The organism is Ruegeria sp. C12 (assembly GCF_056537745.1).
Genome location: NZ_JBQFSA010000001.1, coordinates 533874 through 551512 on the forward strand (window position 1 = coordinate 533874; position 17639 = coordinate 551512).

General features: G+C 59.5%; 15 protein-coding genes. 3 read left to right on the forward strand and 12 right to left on the reverse strand.

The window, feature by feature from the left end; translation table 11 throughout:
* Nucleotides 1-38 precede the first annotated feature (38 nt).
* The 5 genes from ACR0C9_RS02485 to ACR0C9_RS02505 form a co-directional block, all read right to left on the reverse strand.
* Complete coding sequence (locus ACR0C9_RS02485) at nucleotides 39-1829, reverse strand: aminopeptidase P family protein (protein ID WP_480780313.1); 1791 nt, start codon at nucleotides 1827-1829, stop codon at nucleotides 39-41.
* Nucleotides 1830-1914: 85 nt separating this feature from the next.
* On the reverse strand, nucleotides 1915-3792 hold the full coding sequence (gene cobT, locus ACR0C9_RS02490) for a cobaltochelatase subunit CobT (RefSeq protein WP_170452060.1): 1878 nt from the start codon (nucleotides 3790-3792) through the stop codon (nucleotides 1915-1917).
* A gap of 120 nt (nucleotides 3793-3912) precedes the next feature.
* Complete coding sequence (gene cobS, locus ACR0C9_RS02495; protein ID WP_170452058.1) at nucleotides 3913-4899, reverse strand: cobaltochelatase subunit CobS; 987 nt, start codon at nucleotides 4897-4899, stop codon at nucleotides 3913-3915.
* Between the two features lie 150 nt (nucleotides 4900-5049).
* Nucleotides 5050-5655, reverse strand: a complete 606-nt coding sequence (locus tag ACR0C9_RS02500; protein ID WP_480780314.1) for a methyltransferase family protein — start codon at nucleotides 5653-5655, stop codon at nucleotides 5050-5052.
* Between the two features lie 215 nt (nucleotides 5656-5870).
* Nucleotides 5871-6248 (reverse strand): winged helix-turn-helix transcriptional regulator, encoded by a 378-nt coding sequence (locus ACR0C9_RS02505; RefSeq protein ID WP_170452054.1) that lies wholly within the window; start codon nucleotides 6246-6248, stop codon nucleotides 5871-5873.
* A 201-nt stretch (nucleotides 6249-6449) separates the two neighbouring features.
* Between ACR0C9_RS02505 and ACR0C9_RS02510 the strand changes: the two genes are divergently transcribed.
* On the forward strand, nucleotides 6450-7199 hold the full coding sequence (locus ACR0C9_RS02510; RefSeq protein ID WP_480780315.1) for a nuclear transport factor 2 family protein: 750 nt from the start codon (nucleotides 6450-6452) through the stop codon (nucleotides 7197-7199).
* A gap of 120 nt (nucleotides 7200-7319) precedes the next feature.
* Here ACR0C9_RS02510 and ACR0C9_RS02515 read toward each other — a convergent pair whose 3' ends face one another.
* Nucleotides 7320-7946, reverse strand: coding sequence for a J domain-containing protein (locus tag ACR0C9_RS02515; protein ID WP_170452049.1), 627 nt, complete (start codon nucleotides 7944-7946; stop codon nucleotides 7320-7322).
* A gap of 107 nt (nucleotides 7947-8053) precedes the next feature.
* On the opposite strand from ACR0C9_RS02515, the gene ACR0C9_RS02520 reads away from it, so the two are divergent.
* Nucleotides 8054-8308 (forward strand): BolA family protein, encoded by a 255-nt coding sequence (locus ACR0C9_RS02520; RefSeq protein ID WP_170452047.1) that lies wholly within the window; start codon nucleotides 8054-8056, stop codon nucleotides 8306-8308.
* Nucleotides 8309-8569: 261 nt separating this feature from the next.
* Nucleotides 8570-9631: a glycosyltransferase family 4 protein gene (locus ACR0C9_RS02525; RefSeq protein ID WP_170452045.1), complete on the forward strand. Its 1062-nt coding sequence runs from the start codon at nucleotides 8570-8572 to the stop codon at nucleotides 9629-9631.
* A gap of 23 nt (nucleotides 9632-9654) precedes the next feature.
* On the opposite strand, the gene ACR0C9_RS02530 is transcribed toward ACR0C9_RS02525, so the two are convergent.
* From ACR0C9_RS02530 to pepN, 6 genes are all read right to left on the reverse strand, one after another.
* Nucleotides 9655-10065: an MSCRAMM family adhesin gene (locus tag ACR0C9_RS02530; RefSeq protein WP_170452043.1), complete on the reverse strand. Its 411-nt coding sequence runs from the start codon at nucleotides 10063-10065 to the stop codon at nucleotides 9655-9657.
* 80 nt (nucleotides 10066-10145) lie between these two features.
* Nucleotides 10146-11390 carry a peptidase T gene (gene pepT, locus ACR0C9_RS02535; RefSeq protein WP_480780316.1) on the reverse strand — a complete coding sequence of 415 codons (1245 nt, stop codon included), beginning with the start codon at nucleotides 11388-11390 and terminating at the stop codon, nucleotides 10146-10148.
* Nucleotides 11391-11483: 93 nt separating this feature from the next.
* On the reverse strand, nucleotides 11484-12995 hold the full coding sequence (gene gatB / locus ACR0C9_RS02540; protein WP_170452035.1) for an Asp-tRNA(Asn)/Glu-tRNA(Gln) amidotransferase subunit GatB: 1512 nt from the start codon (nucleotides 12993-12995) through the stop codon (nucleotides 11484-11486).
* A gap of 78 nt (nucleotides 12996-13073) precedes the next feature.
* Nucleotides 13074-14297, reverse strand: coding sequence for a hypothetical protein (locus ACR0C9_RS02545; protein WP_480780317.1), 1224 nt, complete (start codon nucleotides 14295-14297; stop codon nucleotides 13074-13076).
* A 163-nt stretch (nucleotides 14298-14460) separates the two neighbouring features.
* Nucleotides 14461-14889 (reverse strand): hypothetical protein, encoded by a 429-nt coding sequence (locus ACR0C9_RS02550; RefSeq protein ID WP_170452031.1) that lies wholly within the window; start codon nucleotides 14887-14889, stop codon nucleotides 14461-14463.
* Nucleotides 14886-17435, reverse strand: a complete 2550-nt coding sequence (gene pepN / locus ACR0C9_RS02555; protein ID WP_480780318.1) for an aminopeptidase N — start codon at nucleotides 17433-17435, stop codon at nucleotides 14886-14888. Before pepN ends, ACR0C9_RS02550 begins: the two co-directional genes overlap by 4 nt.
* Nucleotides 17436-17639 lie beyond the last annotated feature (204 nt).

Genomic DNA, 17639 nt, shown 5'->3' on the forward strand with positions numbered 1-17639 from the left:
GGGCCTCTCCTCTGCCCGTTCCATGTAACAGTCCGATGTCAAATCGGCGCTGTTGCGGCATCCAACCACAGTTGAGCCTCAGGGCCCAGCCTTGGCCGGATCTTTTCTGCAACGGCCTGATGATAGCTGTTCAGCCAGGCGCGTTCGGTGGAGGTAAGCATATCTACCAAGATCAGGCGCCGGTCAATCGGCACGTAAGTCAGCGTACGCCATTGCAGCATGGCGCGTTCATCATCGCCGTCAGGCAGGTTGGGGGCTTCTTCGACCACGACAAGGTTTTCGATGCGAATACCAAACGCGCCTTCGCGGTAATATCCGGGCTCGTTCGACAGGATCATGCCGGGCTCCAACGGCACGTGGCTGATCCGCGACAGGCGCTGCGGGCCTTCGTGCACGCTTAGGTAAGCGCCGACACCGTGACCGACCCCGTGATTGAAATCCTGTCCCGCCTGCCACAGCGGCACCCGGGCGATGCATTCAATGTCGCGCCCGGCCAGCCCGACCGGCCAGCGCAGCATCGACAGATTGATCATGCCCTTCAGAACGCGGGTGAAGCAGGCTTTTTCGACCTCTCCGACCTCGCCGATTCCAATGGTTCGAGTAATATCGGTGGTCCCGTCCAGATATTGCCCGCCACTGTCCAGCACCAGCAGATGGCCGTTTTCCAACCTGCTATCGGTCGCCTCGGTCACCCGGTAGTGCATGATCGCACCATGGGGGCCGGTTCCCGCGATTGTGTCGAACGAAATGTCCTGCAACGCATTGTCTTTGCGCCGGCTCTCTTCCAGCCGTGTCACGACCTGGGTTTCAGAGACGGTACCGGGGCCTTGTCCATCCAACCAGCACAAGGTTTCGATCACCGCAACCGCATCACGCAAATGCGCCTCGGCGCTGCCTGCGATTTCAGCCGGGTTTTTACAGGCTTTCGGCACGGCGCAGGGATCGCCGCCATCAACCATCTTGTCCCCCAAAGCGTCTGCAACGATCTGAGGTACCGTGTTCGGATCCACCTGAACGCGCCCCTCCAACCGACCGACAGCATCCAGAAACTCCGCAGGGTCCCGGACCGAGACCTGATCCCCCAAATGCTCGCGTACACCGTCCAGCTTTCCGGCGGCCATGAACAGATCAACCTGCCCGACGGCGTGCAAAATCGCGAACCCGTGCGCCACAGGGTTATAGGCGATGTCCGAGCCGCGAATATTCAGCAGCCACATGATCGAATCCGGCAAGGTGATCAGCGCCGCCGCGCGCTCGGACGTATTCAAACCCTCCGCCAGTCGCGCGATCTTGCTTTCGGCGGTTTCCCCGGCAAATTCAATCGGATGGGCTGCCACAGGGTTCATTGGCGGGGCAGGCTGATCCGCCCAGATCCGGTCTACCAGATTGTCACTGCGCACCAGTTCAATACCGCTGCCCGCAAGCTCTTTCGCCACGGCCGAGACCTGACCGGCCGCGTGCAACCAGGGGTCAAACCCGACCTTGCCGCCCTGCGGCAACTGCTCTTTCAACCAGGTGCTCAGGCTGACATCCGGCCATGGGACCGGAGTGTAGACCTCGGCAACCTGCGCCTTGACTTGCGTCCGATACCGCCCATCGACAAACACACCGGCCACATCGCGCAGCGCAGCGCAGAACCCGGCCGAGCCGGTAAACCCGGTCAACCAGCCCAGCCGCTCATCCCGCGGGGCCACATATTCCCCCTGATGCGCATCCGCGCGCGGGATCAGAAACCCGTCCAGTCCCTCACGCTCCATCTCGGCCCGCAATGCAGCCAAGCGCGGCGGCCCCTGTTCCGGACGCGCCGTAACTTCAAAAGACTGAAACATCGTTCCCTCCCTCAAACCGAAGGACGGCTTGAAACGCCGCCTCTTCTTCTTGTCTAAAATACGGCCGCCGGAGGCAAGGCCAGCCTTAGCTGGCCTTTTTCATTCCCATCACACGGGCGCGGGCGCGTGGATCGCTGTCAAACAGCGCCGCCAGTTGTTCGGTCATCGCGCCAGCCAACTGCTCGACATCGGTGATCGTGACGGCCCGATCATAATACCGGGTCACGTCGTGGCCGATCCCGATTGCCAGCAATTCGACCATCTTGCGTTTTTCGACCATGGCGATCACATCGCGCAGGTGTTTTTCCAGATAATTTGCCGGGTTCACGCTGAGCGTTGAATCATCGACCGGAGCGCCATCCGAAATCACCATCAGGATCTTGCGCTGCTCCCGTCGTGCCAGCATGCGGCGATGGGCCCATTCCAGCGCCTCACCGTCGATATTTTCCTTCAGCAACCCCTCTTTCATCATCAGACCCAGATTGGCCCGCGCGCGCCGCCAGGGCGCATCGGCCCCTTTGTAGATGATATGGCGCAGATCGTTCAGACGCCCGGGCTGTTGCGGGCGGCCATCGTTCAGCCATGCCTCACGCGCCTGACCGCCTTTCCACGCGCGCGTGGTAAAGCCCAGAATCTCGACCTTCACATTGCAGCGCTCCAGCGTCCGCGCCAGAACATCGGCGCAAACCGCCGCGATCGAGATCGGACGCCCGCGCATCGATCCTGAGTTATCCAGCAGCAGAGTCACCACGGTATCGCGGAACTCGGTGTCTTTTTCGACCTTGAAGCTCAGCGGCGTGGTCGGGTTCGCCACGACACGCGCCAGACGTCCGGCATCCAGAATGCCTTCCTCGCGGTCAAACTCCCACGACCGGTTCTGTTGCGCTTGCAAACGGCGTTGCAGCTTGTTGGCCAAACGGCTGACAGCCCCTTTCAACTGATCCAGCTGCTGATCGAGATAGGCGCGCAGCCGTTCAAGCTCGGCCGGTTCGGCCAGATCTTCGGCGGCGATCTCTTCGTCATGCGTGTTCAGGTAGACCTTGTAATCCGGGTCAGCCTCGGACGCGGGCGGTGGGGCAGGCGGTTCCAGTGGAGCCTCGCCATCCGGCATTTCGGCCTCATCGCCCATCTCATCTTCGGCCATCTCATCCATCGAGACCTGGGCCTGAGACTGATCTTGCTGTTCTTCCTGCGTTTGCTCGGGCGTGGCGTCGGCGTCTTGCTCGTCCTGATCATCCTGCCCGGTGCTGTCGGGATCGGGCTGTTCGTCCGCGTCGTCCTCGGCCTGATCTTCCTGCTCGTCATCCAGCTCATCCGGGTCATCGCCCAGCTGGTCGCCATAGCCCAGATCCTTGATCACCTGACGGGTGAATTTGGCAAACTCGGCCTGATCCGAGAGAATATCGTCGAGGTTTTCCAGCGTGCCGCCCGCCTGTTCCTCGATAAACCCGCGCCACAGGTTCATGACGTTTTCCGCTGCAGGCGGCAGATCGCGCCCGGTGGCCAGATGCCGGATCAGATAGCCTGCCGCCACCGACAGGGGCGCTTCGGCCGGTTGCTTGCATTGATCATACCCGCGCCGCAGCGCTTCGTGGCCAATCTTTACGTCGATGTTCGACGCCGTGCCGGGCATATCCCGCGCACCCATCGCCTCGCACCGCGCGACCTCCATCGCTTCATAAAGATCCCGCGCCATGTCGCCCGGAGGCGCATAGCGCGCATGGGTCGCGTCATCATGGTATTTGCGTTGCAACGCCAAGGCATCCGCCGTGCCGCGCGCCAGCAACACCTCTTCTCGAGTCATCCGGCGCGACACCTGAGGCAGCCGCATCGACTCACCCGACATGCCCGAGGGATCGACTGTATAGGTCACCGACAGTTCGGGATCATCGGCCATGACCTTGGTGGCCTCGGCCAGGGCCTTCTTGAACGGATCAGCAGGGTTGTCGTTCTTCTGTGCCATGTCCTAAGCCCTCATCAAAGTGACCTGCCCAACGCGGAGAAGACTAACGGATCCGCCTTCATCTGGCCAAAAATATCCCCGCCGGAGGCATTGCGCCCGAAACGGGCGCAATTCGGGTGCTTACCCCAAGCTCGCGCTCGCCGCGCTTTCCGGCAGTTCCTCATCAAAGCAACGCTGATAGAACTCGGCCACGGTCTGACGCTCCAACTCGTCGCATTTGTTCAGGAAAGACAGACGGAAGGCATAGCCGACATTACGGAAAATCTCGGCGTTCTGGGCCCAGTTGATCACGGTCCGTGGGCTCATGACGGTGGACAGATCGCCATTCATGAACGCGGTCCGGGTCAGGTCGGCGACTGTGACCATCTGGCTGACGGTCTTGCGGCCCTTCTCGGTGTTGTAATGCGGGGCCTTCGACAGAACGATCATCGTTTCGGCGTCGTGGCTCAGGTAGTTCAGGGTCGAGACCAGTGACCAGCGGTCCATCTGCGCTTGGTTGATCTGCTGCGTGCCGTGATAAAGGCCCGTGGTGTCGCCAAGACCAACAGTGTTGGCGGTGGCGAACAGGCGGAAGTTCGGGTTCGGCGTAATGATCTCGTTCTGGTCCAGCAGGGTCAGCTTGCCGTCATGCTCCAGAACACGCTGGATCACGAACATCACGTCGGCGCGGCCTGCGTCGTATTCGTCGAAAACGATGGCAACGGGGTTGCGCAGCGCCCAGGGCAGGATGCCTTCGTGAAATTCAGTCACCTGCTTGCCGTCGCGCAGCTTGATCGCGTCTTTCCCGATCAGGTCGATCCGGCTGATGTGGCTGTCCAGGTTCACACGTACGGCGGGCCAATTCAGGCGGGCGGCGACCTGTTCGATATGGGTCGATTTCCCGGTGCCGTGATAGCCCTGGATCATCACCCGGCGGTTATGGGCAAAGCCTGCCAGAATCGCCAGCGTCGTCTCCGGGTCGAACTTGTAGGTGTGATCAATGGCAGGCACACGGTCGCTGGCCTCGGCGAAGCCCTTGACCGCCATGTCGCTGTCAATGCCAAACACTTCACGGACCGAGATCTCTTCGGTTGGTTTTGCGTTGATGTCGATCGATCCGTCAGCCATGCGCCTTGTCCTTATCCTTTGACCCGTATTGCCGGGTTTGAACCCGTGTGTGGTGCAACATATTGCAGGCAAGGGCAAGGGAAAGCCGCCACTTGAAGAAGCTGTCCGGATGTTTCTTTTCAACTGGCCTTATCGGTTGGTCTGAAACGATTACTGCAGGATCTCCTTACGCAATCTGATCAGGCTGCGCTCATCAACAAATCGTGGCGTTTGGCGCATGTAGTCCTGAAAGGAGCGGCCATAGCCCTGAAGCAGCCATCTTTCTTCGTTCAGAACGAACAGAAAGTAGATCAGGAACAGAATGGCGGCCAAGGCCAGGGTCAGCCACGATCCGCTGGAGATCCCCAGACCCACCGTTGCCAGCACCGAGGTAACATATTGCGGGTTGCGCGAATAGGCATACATGCCGCTTGTCACCAACCCGTCGCTTTCGCAGTAGGTATTGTCGAGCCCCAGAAAGCGGTACCCGCGCAGCGTGATGCCGAAGGAAAGCACCATGATCGGCACGCCGATAGCGTAGCGCACCCAATGGCCCCAGCCGTTCACCCAAACCTCGGACAAGGCGAACACGACGGTGGCGCCGCAAAACAGCCGAAACAGCCCGAATGCCGCGTGATGCCGCCATCCGCTGGCGCTGGGCCACAGACCCAAACGCGGCAAGCGCAGGTTCAGGGCAAGATACAGGCTCAACATCAGGGCCGAACCGAGGGCCAGCACCACTGAGACCTCGTGAACGGTGTAGATCAGGTTGTCCATATCACAGTCCAAACTCGCTGTTCGCGTCAAATCGGATATGGGCAGAGTACGCGGCCCACGGGACAGGCCGTAACAAGGGTTTGTAACAGGTTGAGGACGACGAGATGCTCTGAACGATCAGGTTCGTATTGGACGTCACGCTTGAGGGCTGTGGGGCCACCGCATGCAGGTGTCAGAGTTGCAATTTACTAGCGCCGGTGATCGGCCAGAACCGCTCAGTCCTGATGCGCTTTTTCATATTCCAGCCGCGCAGCCTTGACCTGCTCCTGTCGCGTGCTGGACCAGAAGACCAACGGTTTCAGATGCTCCAGAAGGCTACGACCCAGCGGGGTCAGTTCGTAAGACACAGCGACCGGAGGACCAGGATCAACGGTCCGTGTCAAATACCCATCGCGCTGAAGCCCCCGCAGGTTTTCGGTGAGAACCCGCTGTGTCACATCGCCGATGCAGCGCTTGATCTCTCCAAACCTTTTCGGTTCATCCTCAAGCGACAAGATGATGATCATGCGCCACTTGCCCGTAACATTCGACAGAACGGAGCGAATGGGGCAGTTCGATGCTTCGGCTTTGCTTTCAACGCCTATGGGTAGCATTTTCGCCTCGGTGCAAATTGAATACCAGCGTCGATTACCATACCGATGTTCGGCGATTCAAGCGCCCTTGGACCAGGCCAGGTATCCTAAAACATACCTTGTTTCATTTTAGTGCGTAATTGAAACGTAGTGCATTTTTGATACCAGCTATTGCCATAACGCGAATCGAAAGGACGCACGATGACACCTAAGGAACTGGTTATGGCTCTGTTTACAGCAGCCTTTGTTGAACATGACCCGCAAGCGGCCAAAGATCTGCTGGCCCCGGACTACATTCAACACAATCCTTCAATTCCAACCGGGGCCGACGCATTGCTGAGCGTTATTCCGGCAATCGAAGCCTCAGGCATGACCGTCACAACCCACCGCGTCATTGCCGAGGGGGATTATGTCGTCTTGCACAACACTTTTGAAAACGCCGATGCTTTTGGCGCCCCGACCCTTGTTGCCTTCGATGTGTTCAGGGTCGAAGACGGGCTGGTTGCTGAACACTGGGACAACTTGCAAGCCCCGCCTGAGACCACGGCGTCGGGACGCTCAATGACAGATGGGCCGGTCGAGTTGGCCGATCATGGGAAAACGGCTGAAAACAAACAGCTTGTCGTCGGCTTCGTGCGGGATGTCCTTGCCGGAAATGCCCCCGAGAAAGTCACCGATTATATGGACCCTGCCGTTTATCGTCAGCACAATCCGAACATCGCGGATGGCTTGGATGGCCTAATGGCAGCGGTCGAGGCATTTGCGGCGCAAGGGATGGTCATCACCAAGTTCGAACCGCAGATTGTTGTTGCCGAGGGGAACTTTGTCTTCGTGGCGTCGGATGCCATCATGGGTGGCGAGCCGTGGGCGTTTTTTGATCTTTGGCACGTCGAGAATGGCAAAATCGTCGAACACTGGGACGTCGTTTCGCCCATCCCAAACGAAATGGCCCACGACAACGGTAAATTCTGATTGTGCTTGGCAAGACCTATTGCATGGAGTGGGGGATTCCAGCCCGTGCAATTCGATCTTCAAATCAGGCGTATCTGATGATCCCACAACCCTATTAACAAGCGAGGCTTGGGCCAGACGTCACTTGAAGTTCCGGCTATCCTTGATCTGATCCCAGGCCCAGACGACCTCTTGCAGCTGTTCCTCTTGCGAGCGGTCGCCGCCGTTCATGTCCGGGTGCAGTACCTTGATCAGCTTCTTGTAGGCCTTGCGGACCTCGGCTTTGGACCAGCTGTCATTGGCTTCCAGAATCTCGATTGCACGACGCTCGGTGGGCGGCAGGCGACGGCCTCCTCCGCCTGAGGTGCGGCCCTTGTTCTGGGTGCTGTTCGAACCCAACACCTGATGCGGGTCTTCGATGCCCAGGCGGGCCCAGGCACGGGCTTCGGGATCGCCCATGGGTTTGGTTTCACGTTCCCAAACCTTGTCTTTCGAACGCTGCGCGTTCAGCTCGGCCTCGGTCGTGCCGTCGAAGAAGTTCCATTTCTGGTTATATTCGCGCACATGCTGCTGGCAGAACCAGTAGAAATCATCCAATACATCCGGTGCTTTGGGCGCGCGGTACTTGCCGGGTTCTTCACATCCCGGGTGGTCGCAGATCCGCACCGAGGTCTCAGACGCGCCCGACATACCCCGACGCCCGCGCGGGTTCTTTTTCTTGGCGCTGGAAACGGACATATCAAATCCGAAGGGGTCTGACTTCGCCATGCTGTGATCCTCACGAACGCATCTTTTCGACTCGGAGGCAGCAGTTTAGTCTAAGCAGCCGAAAGTAGAAGAGGGGCGCGGCAAAATTTTTGCCGCTGAGCAAAAAAATGAGCGTGACCGACGAAATCCGAACCCGCCTGCAAGCCGCATTCGATCCGCGCGAGCTTGAGGTTGTCGATGACAGCGAAAGCCATCGTGGGCATGCGGGGTATCAGGACGGAGGCGAGAGCCATTTCAACGTCCGCATCCGAGCCTCTGCATTCGAGGGGCAGTCCCGCGTCGCCCGCCATCGCGCGGTGCACAAGGCGTTGGGGGATATTGTGCCCCGGATCCATGCTTTGGCGCTGGATATCGACGTCTGACCCTGTTCCAAGCAAATCACAGAATCGCTTGGGCCGTTTTCCAGCGGTCGCCGTCAAAATTGCGTTTCTAATTCGCATGGGATTCCGGACTTGCAGAGCGATTGTTCAGGCTATGACTTTGGCGAGAGTTATAGAAACAGGCCAGGGACCAATTAGAGCGCCGTTTTTCGTCTTAATTTTAATTTAACAAACGATTTGTTGTATGAACATCTGGCGTGGTTTAGCGTCACGAAGCCTGCTGATTTGTTTTAGGGTGTTTTGGTGCGAGTACTATTTGTACAGGCCGGATTTGGGCCGGGTGGGGCGGAAAAAGTCATCTCAATGTTGTCGGGGCATTTCGCCCGGCGTGGGCTGAAGGTGCATGTGACGGCCTTCAGCATGCCCGAGCAGGGGCCGTACTTCGAAAATCACCCCGATGTTGAAATCAGCGCGCTGACCGGGAAGTCGGGGCAGCTCAGGCGCTTGATGCACATCCGAAAAACAGTGCGCCAATTCAAGCCAGATCTGGTGATCTCATTTCTGACCAAGGTCAACGTGCTGACCTTGCTGGCGACGCTGGACAAGCGCATTCCAGTCATCATTTGCGAGCGCAACAACCCAAAACGGCAAAATGCCCATCCCTTGTGGTTGAAGCTCAAGGCCGTGTTGGGGATGCGGGCTGCCAAAGTGGTCGCTTTGACACAGAAAGGTCTGGCGGATTTGCCACCGACACTGCGCAAGCGCGGCATTGTTATTCCGAACCCGATTACGCCCTTTGATGTCGTTGCCCCGACAAAGACCGGACCCGCGAGTCAATTGGTTTCGATCGGACGGCTGGTGCCCCAAAAGGGCTTCGATATGCTTTTGCAAGCCATGCAACGTATTCACGCGCACAGCCCCGAAACGACTCTGACAATATACGGAGAGGGCCCCGAACGCGGCGCATTGGAAACGCTGCGTCGGGATCTGGGGCTTGAGGGCGTTGTGAATTTGCCGGGCAATACGCCCGAGGTCGGTCTTTGGGCAAAAAACAGTGAGATCGTTTTGGCGACGTCCCGCTTTGAAGGGTTTCACAATGTTGTCGCCGAGGCGGCGGTCAGTGGTATCCCCATTGTGTCCTTCGATTGCGACTATGGCCCATCCGATCTTATTGATCACGGTCGAAATGGTTTTTTGGTGCCGACCGGAGATGTCGATGCGCTGGCCGCGTCTGCTTTGCAGCTGATACAGGATCCGCACATGCGCACGGAAATGGCGGCCAATCACACTGACATCCGCCACCGGCTGGCGCCGGACCTTGTGTTTTCGGTCTGGGATGACCTGATCGCGGAAGTCACGTCTTAGCGGTTGGGTACAGTCGGCAGGGCTTAGGCTTTGTCCGGCTCTTTTGCCGCATCATCGCTGTGTTTCAGCGTCAGGGGCGGTTCGTCTGCTTCTTCGGCGATGGGCTCGGGCGCTTGCACGGCCTCCGGCCCCGGAACAGGTTGCGCAAGCGGCACGCCTTCGGGTGTTTCGGTCGGGGACGGGGTGGGCACAACAGCCGCCGCGATCATCCGCCGGAACACCAGAACATTGCGCCAGTTCGTGGTCGATTTGGTCAGGCCCGAGCGTTCCTCGCTAGGCAGCAGTTCCGCCCGCTGGTATTCCCACCCGTCCTGCGCCATTTGGTTCAAAACCTGCTCAACCGAGGCCGCAAAGCGCCCCTCGACCGTTTTGACGCCCTTGGCCTTGGTGCCTTTTTGCGGGGCGGGGATCACCTTGTATTCGTAGCGCTGCATCAATTGTTTCCTAATGCCTGTTGCGGCCAACTTAGCACGCCAGTCCATGGGCGAAAGGGAGGTTGCGAAAATGGCGTCATTCAGCCGGTTTTCTGCGCCGCCTTGGCCACAACCGACAGGCACAGTTCGGTTGCCTGTGCCATGTCCTGTACCGAAATCCATTCCAGCGGTCCGTGAATGCATTGCATCCCGGTGAACAGGTTGGGGCAGGGGGTTCCGAACTCGGTTAGACGGGACCCATCCGTGCCGCCCCGAATGGGAACGGACAGTGGTTCGATGCCAAGCTCCTGACAGGCTTCGCGGGCCAGATCGACGGGCGTCATGTCGTTTTCCAGCCAATAGCGCATGTTGCGGTATTGATGGCTGATGTCGCAGGTGATGGTCGCACGCGGTTCGGTGGCCTGCACGGCGTCGCAGACCTGACGCACGATCTGCCGTTGCGCCTCAAGCCCCTCCATCTCGAAATCGCGCAGGATCAGTTTGAGCTCCATCTCGGATGAGCCGCCATTCATATCGGTGATATGGATGAAACCATCACGCCCATCAGTGGTTTCCGGAGTCATGGTCGCCTGCGGCAAGGTCTGCACGATCTTGGCGGCGAGGTGGGCGGCATTGACCATCTTGTCCTTCGCCAGTCCGGGATGGATCGAGACGCCGGTAATTTTAATCACCGCGCGGTCGGCCGAGAAGCTTTCGTATTCGATCTCGCCCACTTCCTGACCGTCCAGCGTATAGGCGAAATCGGCCCCCAGATCTTTGGGCAGTTGCGGGGTCACACCACGGCCGATTTCCTCGTCGGGGGTGAAGGCGATGCGGATCGGGCCGTGGGGGATGTCAGGGTTTTCAATAAGATGCCGCGCCATTGTCATCAGGATCGACACGCCCGCCTTGTCGTCGCCGCCCAGCAGCGTGGTGCCGGATGCGGTGATCAGGTCATGACCGATCTTTTCCGCCAGATAAGGATGTTCCGCAGGTGACAGCACCAGATCAGGATCATCGGGAAAGCTGATATCGCCGCCGTTATAGCCCTTGATCACACGCGGTTTGACACCGGTTGCGTTGAACTGTGGCGCGGTGTCCACATGGGCCAGAAAGCCGATGGTCGGGCCGGGGGCGGTACCGGGGATGGTCGCCACAACAACGCTGTCGCCGGTCAGTTCAACATCCTGCGCGCCGATAGCTGTCAACTCGTCACGCATCAGGTTCAGCATGTCGAACTGAATGTCGGTGCTGGGGGTGGTGGCCGAGGTCTCATCGCTTTGGCTGTCGATGGCCGCGTAGCGGACCAGACGGTCCTCGAGTTCCTGATCAAATCTGTTCTGCATGGCACCCTCCGTCATCTCTGCCGAAGAAAGGGCGCAAATGAAAACGGAGTCAAGCCGGTGGCCTGACTCCGTTCAATCCGGGTGAGCGGGGGCTTACGATCCCAGCTTTTTGGCAACCAGTTCGTTCACGGCCTTGGGGTTGGCCTTGCCGCCGGTGGCTTTCATCACCTGACCAACAAACCAGCCCGCCAGTTTCGGGTTTATTTTGGCTTTTTCGACCTGCGCCGGGTTGGCGGCGATGATCTCGTCCAAGGCGGCCTCGATGGCGCCCGTGTCCGTCACCTGTTTCATGCCGCGATCTTCAACGATCTGCGCCGGGTCGCCGCCTTCGGTATAGACGATTTCGAACAGGTCCTTGGCGATCTTGCCGGAAATGGCGTCCGAGGCGATCAGGTCGATGATCCCACCCAACTGCGCAGGCGAAACCGGCGAGTCGGTGATCTCGTGATCTTCTTTCTTCAACCGGCCGAACAGTTCGTTGATGACCCAGTTGGCGGCCAGTTTACCGTTGCGGCCTTTTGCGACCTCTTCGAAATAGGCGGCGCTTTCGACCTCGGCAGTCAGAACGGATGCGTCATAGTCGGTCAGGCCAAACTCGCTGATGAAGCGTGCCTTTTTGTCATCGGGCAGTTCCGGCAGCTTGGCTGCGATGTCATCCACCCAAGCCTGTTCGATCTCCAGTGGCAGCAGGTCGGGGTCGGGGAAATAGCGGTAATCATGCGCCTCTTCCTTGGACCGCATCGACCGCGTCTCGCCCTTGTCCGGGTCGTACAGGCGGGTTTCCTGATCGACCTTGCCACCCCCTTCGACAATGGCGATCTGGCGGCGGGCCTCGACCTCGATCGCCTGCTGGATGAAGCGCATCGAGTTCATGTTCTTGATCTCGCAGCGCGTGCCCAGATGCGAGAAATCCTGCGTTTCCTGATATTTCTCATACGCGCCCGGCAAGCAGATCGAGACGTTCACGTCCGCCCGCAGGTTGCCGTTCTGCATGTTACCGTCGCAGGTGCCCAGGTACCTCATGATCTGGCGCAGCTTGGCGATATAGGCGGCGGCCTCCTCGGGGCCGCGAATATCGGGGCGGCTGACGATCTCCATCAGGCAAACGCCGGTCCGGTTCAGGTCGACAAAGGACATATGCGGGTCCATGTCGTGGATCGATTTACCCGCGTCCTGCTCCATATGGATACGTTCGATGCGGACCATGCGCGCGGTGCCGTCGCCCATCTCGACCAGCACTTCACCTTCGCCCACGATAGGGTGGTACAGCTGAGAAATCTGATAGCCCTGCGGCAGGTCAGGATAGAAATAGTTCTTGCGGTCGAAAGCAGATTTCAGGTTGATATCTGCCTTCAGGCCCAGCCCGGTGCGCACAGCCTGTTCAACGCAATACTCGTTGATCACCGGCAGCATGCCCGGCATTGCCGCGTCCACGAAGGCCACGTTCGAGTTCGGCTCGGCCCCGAATTGGGTTGACGCGCCGGAAAACAGCTTGGCATTGGACGAGACCTGAGCGTGCACCTCCATCCCGATCACCAGTTCCCAATCGTGCTTGGCCCCGGCAATGGTTTTGACTTTGGGCATGTCGTAGGTCAGGTCGAGCATGGCGCGCCTCATATCCGCAGAAATCTAAGCCTGCGTATTAGGCCCGGCAGGGGCTAGGGGCAAGAGGGAAGGCGCGATTCAGTGCTGCGAAAACTGCAGGCCGGTCGGAGTGAAGGTCACATCCTTGCCGCTGCCCAACTCATCCCGGAAGAAATCGCCAATCGCTCGCAAAGCATCGCGCTGTCCGCGCGCGGCGAACCGCTCGGGTGAGTTGATGCGGACCGAGTTGTTAAATCCGGCCGCCGCATGGGCCCAGATCAGCGGGTGAAGCTCGGTCAGGTGATCGCGGATCAGCCAGTTTGCAGCCTCGCGCATCTGGCTGCGCACCAGATCGGCCTGTTCGTTCAGGCCCAGCCCGTTTTGCAGCGTGATCGCGCAATAGGCGGACAGCATGTTGACCATCTGCTGATCGGGTCGCCGTTGCAGGATATCCCGCAGACCTTCCAGGAAATACTCGACATCCAACCGCGCGCAGGCCTCTTCATCCAGCGCGATGGCGTCGAACTGAACCCAGGTATAACCACCTGCGCCCCATGTCTTATGGGTGCGGGCAGCGTTGCGCAGGGCCTGAATTTCCAGCTCCTCGTAACTTCCGAACCAACGGGGCAGCAGGTGGCTGCCCATCGCGCGCATGTGGCGCTGATTATTCGGGTCCAGGGTGATCAGGCGTTCATATTCATCTGCAACCCGCGCCGTCGCCTTGCGTTGACCGGCCAGCAAGGCACATGCCGCAGCCGCGATCAGCGGGCTGTTGGGGGCGGCGGCTTTGCAATCCGGCAAGATTTGCGCCGCCCGGTCGAAATGCGCCGCACAGCGCGATCGATGCAGCGGCGGTAGGGTCGCATCCGCCGCGTTTCCGCGCCACGCCCATGCGATGTCGATATGGGCCAGCGCCACGACCAGAGCGATCATCGGGTCGTCGGGATTGTCGCGCAATTCGGATTCCAGATCTGAAATGCCACCCAGAAGGTCGTAATCCGAAATCGGTTTGCCGTCGGACAGGGCATGTTCTGCCGCCAGCACCACATCGGAACGCGCGCCAAAGGCCAAAAGATCGGCGATTGGCATCCCGTCCGGGGCCGCCTTGCACGCGTCGTCAGCGGCACGCATTTCCTTGGACAGTTCAGCCCAGCGATCCTGACGCGCCAGATGGCGGCCACGCTCAATCGTTTCGCGCCCGACCATGTCCTCGGGGCCCAATTTGGCCACGGGAATATTCAGCTGACCCTGCTCGGGCAAGGCTGCGGCCAAGGCGGACGTTGCGCTGAAATCAGACGCGGTTTGGGGTTTGGAAGCTGTCAATCGGGCAGAAAGCGCCCGTGCAAACCGGAACATGGTGGAACTCGAAAACTTAAAAACTGGTAACGTACGACTCAAAATTGGCCGGAAACTGCGGCTATTTCAAGTTAAATGCTCGTTACCTTTTATGAATTCTGCGCAATCTTGCATTGTTGCACGGATCGTTTCAGAAAACGGTAAAATGGTGGCGTTTGACGCGAAAACCGGCCTGTTCCAGCACGGTTTCGAATGCGCGATGCGGTGGAATCGACTCATCCGGCAGGCGGACCTTTTTGTCCGAGTGCAGAACCAGTGAGACGCGGACCGAGAAATCCCAGCGCGTGTCAAAGCGGATGTATTGGATTTCATCCAAGGCCATTTCGCCCTGTCTTTTGCCTGAAAACCAGCGCAGGCGATGCTGATCCAGTTGAACGCCGGCGCTGCTGTCCTGAACGACGTCCCAGATGGCGGGCAAGGTCGCAAGGGACAGCAACCCGACGATCCACCACACCGCGTCGAACAGGATGATCAGCGACAGCAATGCGGCATAGACACCGATCAGAATCAGAATCGTGCGCGGATTCCGGTTGTGCCGCGTGAACGTGTAGGTCGTCATGCGCCCAGAATGCGCGACACCATCTCGGTCGTGTCGCGTGACAGGTCTGGTGTCTCGGAAATGCGGGTCAGATGCGCGCGGATCAGGTCCTGACGGTCTGCGTCGTATCGCCTCCAGGTCTGGAAGGCCGAACACATGCGCGCGGTGGTCTGTGGATTCACCGGGTCCAGGCGAATGAGCCAATCGGCCAGCAAGCGATACCCTGCGCCATCGGCCTGATGAAACCCGGCATGGTTCATCGCCAGCCCGCCCATCACAGCGCGGAAGCGGTTGGGGTTTTTCCAATTGAAATCAGCGTGCTGTGTTAGCGTTTGGGCGGTTTTTGGCGTTGCCTCGGGCGCGGCCATCGCAATCTGCAGCCCGAACCATTTGTCGATCACCAGACGGTCATGCTGCCACTGATCATAGAACGCGGCCAGTTCGGGCTCGCCCTTGCGGGCGCGCAACAGGCAGGACAGGGCCGAGAGTTGCAGGGTCATGTTGTCCGATTTGGAATAGGCCTCCGCCGCCATCGCGCCGCCGTCCAACCGCGTGGTTAGGGCCAAAGCCGCACCTCCCAGCGCGCGCTTGCCGGATTGTTCCGCATCCGGCTTGTAGGGCGCGTCCACCAAAGCCTCGCTGTGCAGGCGGGGCAGCAGGTCTTGCAGATGCTGTGCCGTGGCCTGCCGCAGGGTCTCGGTCGCTGTCCAGATTGCCATCGGGTCGGGCGTTTCGCCCCGTTCATACAAAGCCGCCGCCAGTTCGGATTGCGTGGGCAGGCCCAGCATCAACGCGCGGTAGGCCGGGTCCAGATCGCCATCGCGTAATACCGCCAGCAAACCATCCAGGTAATCGGCATCCGGCACCGCCTCATCCGAGATCATCCGCAGCAACGTATCCTCGGCCAGCGCGCGCCCCGCCTGCCAGCGGTTGAACGGGTCGGTATCATGGGCCAGCAGAAACGCCCGTTCGGCATTCGAGTGATCTTGTTCCAAGATCACCGGGGCCGAGAAATCGCGCAGGATCGAGGGCACGGGTTTGGCCGCCAGACCGGTGAAGGTAAAACTCTGCTCGGCCTCGGTCAGTTCTAGCACCTCGGTTGCGCGGACCTCATCGCCATTGGGGCCAAGCAGGCCCACGGCGACGGGGATCACCTTCGGTTCTTTGGTGTCCTGACCCGGCGTGGGTTCGGTGCGCTGGCGCAACGTCAGGGTATAGGCGCCATCTTCCCAATGTTCGGCAACCGATACCCGAGGCGTTCCGGATTGGCTGTACCAGCGCTTGAATTGGGTCAGATCGCGGCCTGTTGTGTCCTCGAACACCTTGATCCAATCCTCGATGGTGCAGGCCTGCCCGTCATGGCGGTCGAAATACAGGCCCAGCGCCTTTGCGTAGGCTTCATCCCCGACAAGTCGTTTCAGCATGCCGATCACCTCGGCCCCCTTTTCATAGACGGTCGCGGTGTAGAAGTTGTTGATTTCCTGAAAGCTTTCTGGTCTCACCGGATGCGACAGTGGCCCGTTATCCTCGGGGAATTGCCGTGCACGCAGATCGATGGCGTCATGGATGCGCTTTACCGGGGCCGAACGCATGTCGGACGTGAACTGTGCATCGCGGAAGACGGTCAGCCCCTCTTTCAGACACAGCTGGAACCAGTCGCGGCAGGTGATGCGGTTGCCGGTCCAGTTGTGGAAATACTCATGCGCGATGATCGCCTCGATCCGTTCGAAATTCACATCGGTCGAGGTTTCCGGGCTGGCCAGAACGGCCGAGGAGTTGAAGATGTTCAGTCCCTTGTTCTCCATCGCACCCATGTTGAAATCGTCCACGGCGACGATGTTGAACACATCCAGATCGTATTCGCGGCCATAGACGTCTTCGTCCCATTTCATCGACTTTTTCAGGGCTTCCATGCCAAAGGCGCATTTGCCCTCGTCTCCGGGGCGGACCCAGAGGTTCAGGTCCACGTCGCGGCCCGACATGGTGGTGAAGCGGTCGGAATGCGCGATCAGGTCACCTGCGACCAGCGCGAACAGGTATGCGGGCTTGGGCCATGGGTCGGTCCATTCGGCCCAACCTTCGCCCTTGCCGGACGGGTTGCCGTTGGACAGCAGTACGGGCAGGTCGCCATTGATGCGCACAGTGAATGTGGACATCACATCGGGCCGGTCGGGGTAATAGGTGATCTTGCGAAACCCTTCGGCCTCACATTGGGTGCAGTACATGCCGTTCGACATATACAGCCCTTCCAGCGCGGTGTTGTTGCCCGGGTCGATTTCGACCTCGGCCTCCCAGATGAACGGCGCATCCGGGGCGGCGGCGGTCAGGCCCTTGTCGGTGAGTTCGGGCGTGACATCGACACCGTCAATGGCGGCGCGGATCAGGGTCAGGTCTTCGCCATGCAGGAAAAACTTGCGGTCTGTGGCCTCGCGGTTTGGCCGGAATGCAATGCGCGAGGTGACGCGGGTTGCGTGATCAGCCAGATCAAAGGTCAGATGCACATTATCCACCAGATAGCCGAAGGGCGCGTAGTCTTTCAGGTAGATTGTGGGGGCGGCGTCGTGCATCGGGGGCCTCGCATCGGTTCGTGTCTGGCGCGACGTTAGGGGCTGCGCCGCCGGGCTGCAAGCAGGGTGGCGTCGGCCATCCAGGCCTCGGGTTTTGGTTTGATCTGGTGTGTGTGGCGGGTTTGGGGGATGAATTTCCCAACAAGAGTTGCCTATCGGAAACATCCGTCCTAATTGAGGACGGCATACAGTGGCGTACAAAAG